This window comes from Motilimonas sp. 1_MG-2023 (genome assembly GCF_030547455.1).
GTDB lineage: Bacteria > Pseudomonadota > Gammaproteobacteria > Enterobacterales > CBDFNC01 > Motilimonas.
Genome location: NZ_JAUOPX010000066.1, coordinates 1 through 14,482 on the forward strand (window position 1 = coordinate 1; position 14,482 = coordinate 14,482).

Sequence of the window (14,482 nt, forward strand, 5' to 3'; positions counted from 1 at the left end):
GGAGCGGACGGGACTCGAACCCGCGACCCCCGGCGTGACAGGCCGGTATTCTAACCAACTGAACTACCGCTCCGCAATTCAACTTTGCGTTACCGCTTCGTTGTGTGCGGCGCAGATAATACGTACATGCCCCTATCGAGTCAACAAAGAATGTGTAAAAAAATTGGAAAAATGACTGTTTGATTTCATAACGAACAAAGTTTGTTGAAAATGCGTACAAGCTGTCGATTATTGCAGCAAAGGTATTGAAAGGAATGGTTTCCGAGCTTGTAAGCCTACTAACAAAAACACTAATGAAGCATGCAATCGTTAGTAAGCTGGTCAATAAAACTGTCTGACTTGGCTATTTCTTACTTTCTTCTTCAAGGTTTAGCTCTTCTACGCCATCTTTTATTTGAGTTGGAGCCGCTGTTACTGCACCTTCCTCTGCCAATTTTTGCGCAATTCGTTTAATGCTACGCCGCTTCCACCAAATAATAAATACAATCACCGCTGCCAGTAAAAGTAGAACACCACCCGCGATCATTAAGTAGAAAGGTAATGCGCTTTTTTCTGGCTCCGGCTCTACTTCAACAATCACGACCTCTGGAGTTGGCTCAGGTGTTACAGGCTCGGGGACGACTCTAAATATCCCATCATCAAGTACAAGTACTAACTCTCTACCGGTTCTAGTCGTTGCATAAGCAGTAGTTGAGACAGTGTACTTGCCTGGCTCCTCGGGACGCGGCAAGGTAATAGTGAGGACCTCTTCGCCAGCTTTCCCGTAGCCAATAAATTCCAATGGCTTATCTAGTACCCCTTCATAAAACCCCTTCACCACCACTGTTTCTGGCAAAATTTCGTCTAAATCAATTTTGTAATGGAGCATCGGCCCTGGTTGATCGAACGACTCTGTGGTGGTGAGCTCAATTGGCCTTGGATAAACCAAGAGATCTTGACGAAAAGCACGAGTAAACACTTCATTACGAGTCGATACCTCAACTCGATATTTTCCCGCAGGTGCATTAATACTCGGATGAGCTGTCAATACGCCATCGCGCGGGTATTCATCATAACCCTTACCATCATCTAAAAATTGGAAGCGAATTTTATGGCCATAAGCAAAATTGTCATCAGCTTCGTCATTCAAGCTGGTTAACGTCATGGTAATAATTAAGTCTTGGATATAGTCTTCGTTAACTGGCGCGCCACTATTATTAAGTAATGCGGTGGTTAGCTTAACCTGTTCATGGGAATATAGGGTACTTGGTAATTTATCCATGTGTAGCTGTAAATCACTAACGATTCGAATAGCATTATCAGGACTTAATTTGCCTATCGCTTGCCAAGGACCTGGCATCGGCTTAATAATAGTGATCATGTCAAACTCTATGCCTTCATGCCACTTAACATTGTCACCATGGCGACTAGAATAAAGTTTACTGCCATCAGGCTGCACTAAGATAGTTGCAGCAGCGCCCGGCATACGCTTAATCACAAAGGTGACCTTTTCAGCTTTAGGATCAATGCGAAAGCGATTATCAAGCAGGCTATTGTCATTCTTTTCGTAAAACTTGACCGCCCACGTCTGATTAGGCATGGCACTCATTAGCACCAGTAATAGGCAACCAAAGCCAATCAATCTAGCCATAAGCATGTCCCTTTTTTCGCTATCAACTGTAGCCGCTCTTGATGGGCAACTAATTCATCAGCATCCGCTGATAATACTTTCAGAGGCGCTCGATTCGCAGCCAGCCGTTTAATCCCCTGCTGATTGCTTTGTTGCTGGCTGTCTGACTCTTGTGACAAATTCAATGCGGTTTGCCCGCCCGTCATTAATAGATAAACATCAGCCAAAATCTCGGCATCAAGTAACGCACCATGTAAGGTTCGATGTGAGTTATCAATACCGTATCTATCACATAAAACATCAAGATTATTTCGTTTACCTGGAAAAATTTCTTTTGCCATTTGTAAGGTATCAGTCACCTTACAGAAATCCTCTGTCTTGCCTACGCCTGTTTTGAGTTTATCAAACTCATAGTTCATAAAGCCGACGTCAAACGGCGCATTGTGCGCGATAATTTCTGCGCCCTTAATAAATTCAATGAATTCTGGCGCTATTTGGCTAAAGCTGGGCTTATCACGTAAGAAAGCGTCAGTTATGCCGTGAACGCCGATCGCTTCAGCATCAATTTTACGATCAGGTTTAATATAAACATGATAATGGCGACCCGTTAAACGTCGATTAACAAGTTCAACACAACCTATCTCGATGATGCTGTGATTCAGGTAGTGTGGGCCCGCATCAAAGTTCATACCGGTTGTTTCGGTATCAAGAACCACTTGTCTCAGAGTCTGCTCTGTGTTCATATTTGTCTCATCTTGTATTTTAATAGTCTTAGTCTAACAAAAATGAATAAACAGGTTGAACTTTATACTGATGGATCTTGCCTTGGTAATCCAGGTCCAGGGGGCTACGGTGTAGTACTTAAATATCAAGGGCATGAAAAAGAGCTAGCGCAAGGATTTGAATTAACAACCAACAACAGAATGGAGCTATTGGCGTGTATCGAAGGACTTAACGTACTAACCCGTCCTTGCCAAGTAGTACTAACCACCGATAGTCAATATGTTAGACAAGGGATCACAACTTGGATCCACGGTTGGAAAAAACGTAACTGGAAAACAGCCAGTAAAACGCCAGTCAAAAATGTCGATCTTTGGCAAAAGCTAGACTTAGCAAGCCAAAAACACCAAATTGATTGGCGTTGGGTTAAAGGCCATTCTGGTCACCCAGAAAATGAACGTTGCGATGATTTAGCGAGACAAGCGGCTGAATCTAGTGATCTGCTGCCAGATACAGGCTACCTAGATTCCCTTTAAATTATTTAAGTTTGCTGGAGCGGTGACTTGGACTTTTATAATTCGCAAATGGGCTAGCGGATAATATCGGCCGTTTAAGCCGCCATTTTTCTTTCACCGGTGTGATTGGCCGAGTGCATTTTTTCGCGACTATAAAATAATTATCGCAAAGTAACGGGAAGCACTTTTGCCCCATCCTCTCGCACCAGTCCATGCTATGACCTCGAGTAAAAGAAAAACCAAAGCCAAACTTGTCATCAAGTAGTACTTCAAAACCCAGTAAGTTTAGCCAGTCTTTGATCCGCGCAGGTGTAAACATTTGGCTATTAACTGCTAAATTATTTCGGCTGATGGGCATATATTGACTAACGCCATGCCAACTAATGGGGTTAAAGCCACTCAGGATTAAAAATCCATCTGCTGTTAATACCCGCTCCACTTCTCGTAATAGCTGATGAGGATCACGAGAAAAGTTAATTCCATGAGCTAATAAACACACATCGATACAAGACTCTTGCAGCGGTAAGGCATGGTATTTCGCAACCAGCCCTACGACTCCTTCTCCAGCAGTGATGCTCACCTGATGTCTGATCGTGCAAGCACCCGTATTTAACTGGGCACTCAAAGGTCCTAACTTAATTAGATGATAGCCAAAAAGTTGCGGGCACCAAGTGTCTAGGCGATGCTGTAATTGCTGATACAACCAATCACCTGCTGGCAATTCAGACCAGTTTAGTGGGTGGTTTATCTTTCGACTTGTCTTCGCTGGGCGCATGAAATTCTCATATGATTAGAGTACGTTAAGATTAACACATCACTTATTAGCTGCAATCAACCAAAACAGATGAAATGGTGCTAGATGACTCGCATTAACACTCAGTTTCAGTATAAGCTTGGGCATATAGGTAAACATACGAGTAAGAAACCATGATCCAGATTATGCCCATTTCCGCCTTTAGCAATAACTATATCTGGCTAATAGCGAATCAAGACAATCATCATTGCGTATTGGTTGATCCTGGTGATGGTGAGGCAGCATGGCAACAAACACAAGCTCAAGGTCTGACTATCACAGCCATATTGCTGACACATTATCATCAAGACCATATGGGCGGCGTCGCTTTTTTGCGGCAACAACATGACAAGATAATTCCCGTGTATGGCCCCGAATGGCAAGACACACCATTAGGAAAAAAAGCCCCTACCAAACTCCCTATTATCGATAATTTTATCCAAGTTGAAGAGGGCTCTGTTATCAATATCCCCACTATTAACTTAGCATTCAGCATATATGACGTACCAGGACACACCTTAGAGCATATTAACTATCAGTGTGAGATTAATGGGCTGCAACACGTTTTTTGTGGTGATAGCTTATTTTCCGCTGGGTGCGGTCGTGTATTTGAAGGCTCCATGTTACAAATGCTAAATTCGATGAAACACTACCGCTCGCTTCCCAACGATACTTGGCTTTATCCTGCCCATGAATATACCCAAAATAACCTCGCTTTTGCTTATCAAGTCGAGCCTGATAATCAAAACATCCAACATGCCATCAAGCAGGTTGCCAAATTACGCCAACAAGGTATCCCTTCTCTTCCGGTGCAATTAGAAAGTGAAAAAAAAATAAATCCTTTCTTACGTTGGGATCAGCCCGAAGTGCAGCAAGCCGTTCAAATTCAACAAGCAACGCCAAATAACGATGCCCTAACCGTGTTTAGTGGGCTGCGAATATGGAAAGATGAGAGTTAGTTCCTTGATTAGCATGCGCCGCTTCACTAACATGTGACCAATTTTTTACGAAGCGGATTATTATGAAACTACCTCTGGCTCTTTCATTCACCTTATTACTCGTTGGTTGTCAAACAACTACGGAGCAACAGGATGCGCCAGAGCTGGCCGTCACTAAGCCGTCAGCAAAACAAGAAGACACCTACCAAGTCTTACCTAAGCCAGCAGCCAAGCCAAAGCGTGTTGTAAAATTAACCCCCCCGCCCGAATCAGACTTATGGCAAGTGATAGAACAAGGCTTTCAGTTTGAGAAGGTTGATAATGAACGGGTGCAACATTATCGCGATTGGTACCTGAAGCATCCTGATTATATGCGCCGTATTTCCAAACGTGCTGAACCTTTTCTGTATCTGATTGTTGATGAAATCAATAAACGTAATATGCCGCTAGAGCTGGCGTTATTACCTGTGGTAGAAAGCGCTTTTGACCCTTTTGCCTATTCTCATGGACACGCTTCTGGCATGTGGCAATTTTTGTCTGCAACCGGAAAACGATTTGGTTTACAGCAAGACTGGTGGTATGACGGACGCAGAGACGTCGTGGCCTCAACGAATGCAGCCCTTGACTATCTGACTTACTTGAATGAGATGATGGATGGAGATTGGTTACATGCCATCGCATCGTATAATGCTGGTGAAGGCAGGGTTTTACGAGCAATCAAGAAAAATCGAAAAGCAGGTAAGCCGACTGATTATTGGAACCTTGATTTACCCAAAGAAACCAGCGCTTATGTTCCCAAATTACTGGCGCTAGCTGAACTCATCCGTAATAACGAACAGTATCATATGCCGTTGCCGCCTTTAAAAAATGAACCAAGACTAAGAACGGTCAATACAGGTTCACAAATTGATTTAGCCTACGCTGCGCGCTTGGCGGGTATGAATGCCGAAGAGCTGGCCCAACTCAACCCAGGCTTTAATCGCTGGGCGACATCACCACTCGGACCTCATGAGCTGCTGCTTCCAATAGAAAATGCCGAGCAGTTTGAAATAGCCCTGTCTGGCGTCCCTAAATCAAGTCGAGTTCAGTGGCAACGCTATCAAATTAAAAAGGGCGACACCATTGGTGGTATCGCGCAAAAGTTCAATACAGAATCTTCTGTTATTCGCTCTGCCAATAATATTAAAAACAACAAAATTCGAGCTGGTAAGTTTTTACTGATCCCCGCTTCTGCTGAAATGGCAACCGCAAAAAACGCTGCTCCGGCTAAGGGCCAAGCTATTAAGCCCAACCAAGCAGCGACTATCCATATCGTGAAATCAGGCGATACCTTGTGGGACCTTGCAAAAAAATACAATGTAAAACAACAAGACTTAACTAAATGGAATGGCTTAGCGAAAAGCTCGACCTTAAAAATTGGCCAGAAACTAAAAATCTATTCAACCAACACCATAAGAATAAACTCTGTCGTTTCTCAGGTGGCTAAACCGATGCTTTACACAATAAAAAGCGGTGATTCGCTGGGAGAAATAGCGCAAGCACATAAGGTTAGTATTGAAGACTTACAACGCTGGAACAACATCGATAACCCTAGAGGGCTAAAGCCTGGCCAAACTTTGGAGATCCGTGTCGCTGATGCTCGCTAAATGGGCTAACTTCCTCTCACAATGGTGAAAACATCATTATTAATGGTTGGTGATCAGATCCTGGGTCGAGTGAGCTAAACGCGCGCTCGACTTTGAGCCCTCGAAAATAAACATGATCCAAAGGCATCCCCATGACTCGTAAACGATGATCGGGTTCAAGATTCACAGATCTAAGTCCAAGCGCTATAAATGAACGCTCTACAAGGTCGGTGCGATCTTGACTCCAGGTATTGAGATCGCCAGCAACAATCACGGGGCCTTTATGAGCATCAACAGCTCGTAATAGCGGTGATAATTGTGCTTTTAATGTCTCAGTGCCTAAGGTGAAGTTGATACCATGGATATTTATTACTAGCAAAGGCAAATCGGAGCCTTGCCAAGGGTATGTTACAGCGAGTGTCGATTTAGGGAGCCGAATATAAGGCTCAGCAGTTAAGTTTACACATACCTTCTGAGCCATCACTTTAGCAAGAGTTTGCACTCCAAATGTGCTATCCCCGATTTGGAACGCATTAGCCAGTTCGCCATACCACCCTCGGGTTAACCAGTATTGATTGATTTCTTTATCCCCTTTCGCCTCTTGCAACAATAATAAATCCGCATTCTTACTCAATTTATCAAGTGTTGCCTGCCATTGTGGCGCTTGGTATTTGTATATATTCCAAACAATCAATTTAAATCGGCTAGGAAGCGCCTCTCTAGCAAAGCTAATATTGCTTAATGGTAGCGTTTGCCACTGAGGACAGCTAACACTAGAGTAAAAGCGCGAATAAGTTAGTGAGTACACACCACCACTTGAGGCATTATAAAAATTAGTTAAGGCAAAAAAAGTGTAAGAAGTTAGCAGTATTATGATAAGGAGTATGATTTTTTTTAAATGTCCATCTATATTTTTTAACATTATTTTCACAAAACTTTCCTATACTGGAATACCACGCCTTGGGCATCGAGGAATATCTATGAGCAATAAACGCTATAAAGTAACTTATTTCGATCAAGATGGCTGTAAAGAACAAGTGACATTAGAAACCCCTTATTACATTTGTCGGGACTCAGCAACTGACTTATGTGTGTTTGATGAGCAAGTCTGCATTGGCAATGAGGCCTTATTGCAGAATATGTTAAACCAAAACTTACCCCAATCAAACGCGTCATGTGTGGTGAATGTCGAGCCCTTATTAATCTAAGGGCCCAATTTGATAAGGCAAACTTCCAGCTTCTCTATTTAGGTTCGTATCTGTTTAATCAAGATCTTAGAGTTACGCTGAAAATTGTACATAGATTTCTTTTTATTCGGTAAGTCGTTTACATCCGCAGGCATAAAGCCACGCTCTCGAAACCAGTGGATACTCTGTGTAGTGAGTACAAACAATTTTGTGAGCCCCAGCTTTATCGCTTGAGCTTCAATATGGCGAACTAAGCTATCACCACGGCTACTACGGCGATATTTAGGGTGACTGACGACACAAGCTAACTCTGCCATTGACTCTTCCACAAAGGGGTACAATGCAGCACAACCAATCACCATGCCATCTCGTTCAACAATTGTGAAACGCTCAATTTCTGATTCAAGCAGTTCGCGAGAACGCTTAACCAAAATACCGCGTTCTTCTAAAGGCTGGATCAATTCTAGAATGCCACCAATATCATCAATGTTAGCATTGCGTACTTTTTCATAACTCTCAGTGACTATTTGGGTTCCGACACCATCACGAGTGAATAACTCTTTTAATAGAGCACCACTTTCTTGATAACTGACAAGATGGCTACGCTTAACGCCTGCATAACAAGAAGCTACCGCAGCCCTTAAATAACGTACTGTTCCCGTGTCTGTTTCGTTGGCCTGTAATAATTGCAAACGTGCTTCTGCTTCAGAAGGCAACATTTCATTAATCACTCTGTCTTTATCATCCAATACGCCTTGATTGGAGCAGAAGCCGATGATTTTATCTGCCTGCAGGCCTATGGCTACTTGTGTTGCCACCTCTTCCGCTGACAAGTTAAATGCTTCACCAGTCACCGAATAACCTATCGGGGGGACTACCACTATGGCACCTTGCCCCAATTGCCAACGGATACTTTCAGTGTCAACACGGCGAATATTACCAGTGTGGCAAAAATCGATTCCTTCTTTCACTCCAATTGGCTGAGCGACAACAAAGTTACCAGACATCACGTTAATGCGCGCGCCCTGCATTGGTGAATTCACCACACCCATTGAAAAAGTGGCCTGAATATCAATAAGTAATTTACCAACAACCTGTTTCACGGCTGTTAATGCAACATCATCAGTGATGCGTAAGTTATCAACAAAACGACTCTGCACTTGCTGCGTTTCCAGTGCCGCATCAATTTGCGGACGAAAACCAAACACTAGCACTAGCTTCACACCTAAACTATTAAGCAAAGCTATATCGCTAACAATTTCAGGGAAATTCTCATGCTCAAGGGCCTCCCCTCCCACCATCAACACAAAGGTCTTATTCCGATGGGCATTTATATATGGGGCTGATTGACGAAAACTGCTAACGATTACATCCGTATCTTGTGCCAAAAATAATTACTCCAATGAATTGCGGCTAACTACATTGTAACCGAAGCTTAGCTAGAGTTCAGTTACAAAATGGAATTTTTATTCACTTTTTTAGAATTTATATTAAAGCTAAAAAGTTGCGATTAAGTAACTCTGTTGCTTCTAATGCGCTCACTGGTCGAGAAAAATAGTAACCTTGTAGTTGGTCACACTGATGCCCCTGTAAGAAACGCATTTGCTCTTTTGTTTCAACACCTTCAGCAACTACTTCCAAGCCTAGAGTATGAGCCATTGTAATAATTGTAGCGACAATTTTGGCATCATCGTTGTCAGAAGATAGCTGAGCAACAAAACTACGATCGATCTTTAAGGTGTGAATAGGGAATCGTTTCAAATAACTCAATGATGAGTACCCCGTACCAAAGTCATCTAATGAAATACTAATGCCTTGGCGACTAAATTGCTCCATCACCTGAATAGCTGATTCGACATTTTCCATTAGCATACTTTCTGTAATCTCCAGCTCTAAATTTGAAGGCTTGATCCCAGAGTTCTCAATACTTTCGGCTATCACTTGGGCTAAGCGAGCAGAAATAAACTGCTTTGACGATAAATTGACCGCTACTTTTAACTCGGTGTGTCCCAACTTAACCCACTCTCCCACTTGCCTCGCCGCCTCTAAAATAATCCACTCTCCAAGAGGCTCTATTAATCCAGTCTCTTCAGCTAAAGGGATAAATTCAGCGGGTGAAATAAAGCCTAACTCCTCATGTTGCCAACGAATCAAAGCTTCAAAACCTACAATGCTGCCTGTGCTAGGTAAAACTTTAGCTTGATAGAACAACTTAAGCTGGTTTTGCGCCACTGCTAGATTTAGCGCTTTAGTAAGCTGTTTTTTATGTTCAATAGCCAAGTTCATATCTTGATGAAAATAACTAACAGGCTCACCTAACATCTTGGCCTGCTGCAATGCAAAATGTGCTGCACTGTTAAGGCTCTCTAAAGAATCACCATCACGTGGGTAAACAGCTATTCCTAATGAAGCACTCAGATTGACTGCTTCTTCAGCCCACGTTAAGCGTTGCTTAAAAACATCTAAAATTTGGGCGACTTTGTCTTCAAGAGCATTCATTTGATCAATATTGGGGACAACTAAAGCAAACTCATCTCCACCCAGTCGAGCTAAAGTATCTTGCGGTGATAAAACCTGCCCAAGTGCCGCCGCAATGTCTTTTAATAAACTATCACCAGCAACCAGCCCATATTGATTGTTGATTTCTTTAAAGTTATTTAGATCTAGAACTATTAGAGCGACGTGCTGCTGGGACTTTTCAGCACTTAATATCCTATTTTTAAGTCGACTTTGAAACAGCGAACGATTTGGGATCCCAGTTAACAAATCTCTCATAGATAAGAACTTAACTTGTTTTTGAGCTTCTTTTTGTTCGGAAATGTCAAAGAAGGTGATCACATGATGGGTGATAGCAGCATTATGCTTAATCACGCTGATCTTTACCCAAGCAGGAAACATTTCACCATTTTCACGTTTCGACCAAATTTCTCCTTGCCACTCACCTTCCGCGTAAAGGTTATGCCATAAGGTTTTATAAAACAGGTGGGTATGATGATCTGTAAAAATAAAATTAGGCTCCTGTAGTATTACATCACCCTCTGTGAAACCAGTAATGATGGTAAAAGCAGGATTTACTTTGATACATCGATTTTTGCTATCAGTCACTATAATAGCTTCTGACAAAGTATCGAAAACTTGTGCGGTAAGACGAAGCTCTTGCTCATAATCAAATTTTAGGCTGTAATCACGTAAAACAACGACTACACCCGCCGAATGATTATCTTGTTGTAGTGCTGTAGCTTGATATTCAACATAAATAACGCGACCTGAGAGGGTATCAAGCTTGGCAATAGAGCGCTTAGATGATATAGACTTATTATACAAAACATCATCAATGAGACTATTAGCTTTGAGGTGAGATGCATGCCCGTCCATATCAATAAAAGATAAATGTTCATTGTAAGGGTTACCAAGCAATTGGTTTGATTTATCTTCCAGTAACAATTGAGCTGAAGGATTAATAAAGCGAACATACCCATCTGGCCCGATACCAAAAATACCATCTGCCACACTGTTTAACAGCGTTTGATTGAACTCGCATAAATGTCGAACATCTGCCTCCGATATTTTCCGCTGCTCAATTTCAGTAACCATTAAAGACTTTTGCTGCTTTACTTCATCAGCTAGCAATTCTAGGGTATGGCCTAATCGGCTAAATTCATCCTCACTGCTGAAATTGGGTCCCCTGCCAAAGTCGCTATTTGCTAGTTTTTCAGCATATTTGCTCACGCGTGATAGAGGATAAGTAATACTGCGGGTAACAAAATAGGCAACAGCCAATGAAACAACAAGAAAGCTACAAAGGACACCTAAATATATACCTTGTGCTTTATCAAGACTGGAGTAGAAATTATCTAAACTGGCATTCACCTTTTGCTCGGCAATTCCTTTTTTAGTGTCAAGGAGCTGCTGAAGGGTTTTAGATTGCTCTAACCAGCCCGCATAGACACCGTTAAATTCTTGAACAGCATCCATTTGATATGGGTCGGCACTTTCTAACAACGATAATAACGAAAAGGAATTATTAATGAATTGCCAAATAGGCTCACCTAATTGCACTAAAGTAGCCAACTTAGTAGACATTTCTTCATCAGTGACCCCACCTTCTATCATGCCTTGCTTTACATTTTGTAACCAAGCTTGATGAACAAAATGTAATTGTGACAAAGCATATCTCACTTCTCCTATTGCATACTTCTCAGCTTGAAGGTTATCTCGATTACGTTGGACTTGGGCTTCTCGAATATTAGATTTCGCTTTCTGTAACAAGAAACGGATCGAGTGAATATTTTCAATATCTACTAGCTCAATATTAAAAAGCGCTTGTGTGTTAATTTTAACTTGTAATAAATAAAAATAACTCACCACCCCTGTTGCACTTGCCAGTAATGCAACGAGCATGTAGGAATGAATCAAACGACTTTTCAACTTCATTCAAGTTTTCCCTCTTCAAATATGAAAGCGAATAAACTTATCAACAAACCTAACAAATCAAAATAACGACACTACGAGGTTGAGCGACATACTTGTTCTTTACAATCACTTTAGAGGAGTTAATAGTTAAAATGTCTTCAGGGTATGGTAGCGAAGTGTCGATAAACCGAGTCCAAAAACCACGCTTTGGAATAGGCAGTTCGAACTCTAACGGCTCCCAGAATGCATTAAAAATAGCATACATTCCGTAATCTTGGCCGTATGGTGTGGTTTCAATAGCTATGGTTCTTGAGCTTGAGCTCCAATCTGGCTTGCCAACGCGCACACCATGCCAGCGTATACCCGATTTTTGCAGCACTTCATTGAGTGGCAGCCTTTTTGTCTCAGCAAAATCAAGACGCCCTTGCTCTACACGTTGGTGTATTAATGCTTTAGTAAAATTAAACAGTTTGTTATTTTGCTTAACTAAGCTCCAGTCAAACCAAAAGTCTTCATTATTTTGACAATAACCGTTGTTGTTACCATGTTGAGTTCTGCCAACTTCATCGCCCATTTGGATCATCGGCGTTCCTAATGAAAGTAATGTAGTTGCGAGCATGTTCTTTACCTGGCGTATACGTAACTGATTAACCTCAATATCATCCGTTTCCCCCTCAACACCATGATTCCATGAATAATTGTCATTACTTCCATCACGATTTTCTTCACCATTAGCCCAATTTTTTTTCTCGTTATAGCTCACTAAATCCAACAGGGTAAAACCGTCATGACAGGTCACAAAGTTGATGGTTTTTTCTGGCTCTAATAAATGATGACCATAAATATCAGGGCTACCGATCAAGCGATCAGCAAATTTACTGACCATACCTTCATCACCACGGATGAACTTTCTTACATCATCGCGAAACTGACCGTTCCATTCCCGCCAGCGTTGCCCTGCCAAGTTGCCAACTTGGTATAAGCCTCCAGCATCCCATGCTTCAGCAATAAGCTTAGTTGACGATAATGCAGGATCGGTATCAATACTGTACAAAGTAGGTGGGCTGACCATTGGCATTCCTTCTTCATCTCGAGATAAGATAGAAGCCAAATCGAAACGAAACCCATCAACATGCATTTCCTCTACCCAAAAGTGCAAGCTATCTATGATCAAGCGGCGGCAAACAGAGTGCGTACCGTTAAAGGTGTTACCACACCCACTGAAGTTCATGTAATCTTGTTTATTATTGGATAGGATATAGTAGTTATCGTTATCAAACCCTCTAAAACAAAGGGTTGGCCCACCAACGCCCCCCTCGGCTGTATGGTTATATACCACGTCTAAAATCACTTCAATATCAGCTTTATGTAGCGCTTTAACCATATCTCGGAATTCATTGAGCGGCCCTAGCATGGACTTATCGGAGCTATAGCCACGATGCGGGGCAAAAAATGATATGGGACTATAACCCCAGTAGTTACATAAACCCGCGTGATGTTCGTCTTCATCGAATTGATAAACCGGAAGCAGTTCGACAGCAGTGACGCCTAACTCTTTTAAATAAGGTATTTTCTCGATTAAACCAGCATACGTTCCTCTTTTATTCGGTTCAACACCGGAGCTTGTATGACGTGTAAAACCAGCCACATGCATTTCATATATAACCGTTTTGCTAAAGGTGTGCCTAGGGTGCTTATCATCTTCCCAATCATAATCTTTGACATCTGCAACAATACTTTTAAGGCAGTGTGCTTCATTACAGCCTGGTTTAGCCGCACGATGGCGATCATAGTTTTTTCCTTTCGAGACTAAGATGCCATAAGGATCGATCAACACCTTTTGTTTATCGAATGAGGTACCTTCAAATGGTCGGTATGGACCATGGACTCGATAGGCATATAGTTGCCCTGGCTTAATTCCAGAGATAAAGATATGCCAATAGTAAGCCGTACGGTTATCTTCACTGGAAAGACGAAAAATGTGGGATGCTTCGGCATCATCTTCATGATCGAAAAGAAGCAATTCCACTTCATAAGCTAATCGGGCATAAACACAAAAATTGGCACCTTCAGCTGTTAATGTAACACCCAGTTTTTCAGACCAACCAGCTGCAGTACTAAATATCATAAGTTTAACGTCCTTATCCAAATAACAAAGTCAGTGTGAAGCATTAATTAAGGGCTATTGTTTTTAGTGGCTAAATTTAGCCCAAGTTAAACGCCTTTTATCAGGACGAGCTGTGTTCCAGTTATTAAGTACTTCTAATGCTTAATCGTTTTTGCGTGTTGCAAGCTACATCACCCAAGTATTACCGGCAACAAGCTATTGTATGAGTACCTAATAATCCGCTGTAAAAACAATCCAGAAAGCTCAATTTCCCTAAATTTTAGCTGATCTTTATGACTTAAGAATTATCTCAATTTCCCTGAATAACATCTTGAGTATAAAGGAGGTGGCATAAATTGCTCGAACCAACCACACACTTTCTAGACGGCCGTACAAAGATAAGACGGTAGTTAATAAATACATAATGAATTGAAGGGAAAATATTTTTTGCAGACGTAAAAAAGCCCGACTCTTTCGAATCGGGCTTTCTACTGCTCACTATGAGCTAAATTGGCGCTTGGCGGTGTCCTACTCTCACATGGGGAAACCCCACACTACCATCGGCGCTGCTGCGT

Annotated in this window: 11 protein-coding genes and 1 tRNA gene; 4 read left to right on the top strand and 8 right to left on the bottom strand. The window is 41.9% G+C overall.

Going from position 1 to position 14,482, the window contains the following annotated elements; all coding sequences use genetic code 11:
* The 3 genes from Q4519_RS20540 to dnaQ form a co-directional block, all read right to left on the bottom strand.
* Positions 1-73, bottom strand: a tRNA-Asp gene (locus Q4519_RS20540).
* Between the two features lie 270 nt (positions 74-343).
* Positions 344-1,630, bottom strand: a complete 1,287-nt coding sequence (locus tag Q4519_RS20545) for a TIGR03503 family protein (protein WP_303515617.1) — start codon at positions 1,628-1,630, stop codon at positions 344-346.
* The gene (dnaQ, locus tag Q4519_RS20550; protein ID WP_232800937.1) at positions 1,618-2,352 is read right to left on the bottom strand and encodes a DNA polymerase III subunit epsilon; all 735 of its coding nucleotides are present in this window, start codon (positions 2,350-2,352) and stop codon (positions 1,618-1,620) included. Before dnaQ ends, Q4519_RS20545 begins: the two co-directional genes overlap by 13 nt.
* Before the next feature lie 42 nt (positions 2,353-2,394).
* Between dnaQ and rnhA the strand changes: the two genes are divergently transcribed.
* Positions 2,395-2,865 (top strand): ribonuclease HI, encoded by a 471-nt coding sequence (gene rnhA / locus Q4519_RS20555; protein WP_303515619.1) that lies wholly within the window; start codon positions 2,395-2,397, stop codon positions 2,863-2,865.
* 1 nt (position 2,866) lies between these two features.
* On the opposite strand, the gene Q4519_RS20560 is transcribed toward rnhA, so the two are convergent.
* Positions 2,867-3,619: a class I SAM-dependent methyltransferase gene (locus Q4519_RS20560; protein ID WP_303515621.1), complete on the bottom strand. Its 753-nt coding sequence runs from the start codon at positions 3,617-3,619 to the stop codon at positions 2,867-2,869.
* Positions 3,620-3,771: 152 nt separating this feature from the next.
* On the opposite strand from Q4519_RS20560, the gene gloB reads away from it, so the two are divergent.
* Positions 3,772-4,596, top strand: coding sequence for a hydroxyacylglutathione hydrolase (gene gloB / locus Q4519_RS20565; RefSeq protein WP_303515623.1), 825 nt, complete (start codon positions 3,772-3,774; stop codon positions 4,594-4,596).
* 62 nt (positions 4,597-4,658) lie between these two features.
* Positions 4,659-6,221, top strand: coding sequence for a LysM peptidoglycan-binding domain-containing protein (locus Q4519_RS20570; RefSeq protein WP_303515625.1), 1,563 nt, complete (start codon positions 4,659-4,661; stop codon positions 6,219-6,221).
* 16 nt (positions 6,222-6,237) lie between these two features.
* Here the strand turns inward: Q4519_RS20570 and Q4519_RS20575 are convergent, their stop codons facing one another.
* A complete protein-coding gene (locus Q4519_RS20575) occupies positions 6,238-7,122 on the bottom strand; it encodes an endonuclease/exonuclease/phosphatase family protein (protein ID WP_303515633.1) in 885 nt (294 codons plus the stop codon).
* Positions 7,123-7,180: 58 nt separating this feature from the next.
* On the opposite strand from Q4519_RS20575, the gene Q4519_RS20580 reads away from it, so the two are divergent.
* Complete coding sequence (locus tag Q4519_RS20580; protein WP_232800927.1) at positions 7,181-7,408, top strand: hypothetical protein; 228 nt, start codon at positions 7,181-7,183, stop codon at positions 7,406-7,408.
* 38 nt (positions 7,409-7,446) lie between these two features.
* Here Q4519_RS20580 and argA read toward each other — a convergent pair whose 3' ends face one another.
* The 3 genes from argA to glgX all read right to left on the bottom strand — a co-directional run bounded on the left by argA (position 7,447) and on the right by glgX (position 13,928).
* Complete coding sequence (argA, locus tag Q4519_RS20585) at positions 7,447-8,775, bottom strand: amino-acid N-acetyltransferase (RefSeq protein ID WP_232800926.1); 1,329 nt, start codon at positions 8,773-8,775, stop codon at positions 7,447-7,449.
* Positions 8,776-8,872: 97 nt separating this feature from the next.
* A complete protein-coding gene (locus Q4519_RS20590; protein WP_303515629.1) occupies positions 8,873-11,821 on the bottom strand; it encodes an EAL domain-containing protein in 2,949 nt (982 codons plus the stop codon).
* Positions 11,822-11,870: 49 nt separating this feature from the next.
* Positions 11,871-13,928, bottom strand: a complete 2,058-nt coding sequence (gene glgX / locus Q4519_RS20595) for a glycogen debranching protein GlgX (RefSeq protein WP_303515631.1) — start codon at positions 13,926-13,928, stop codon at positions 11,871-11,873.
* Positions 13,929-14,482: the final 554 nt, after the last annotated feature.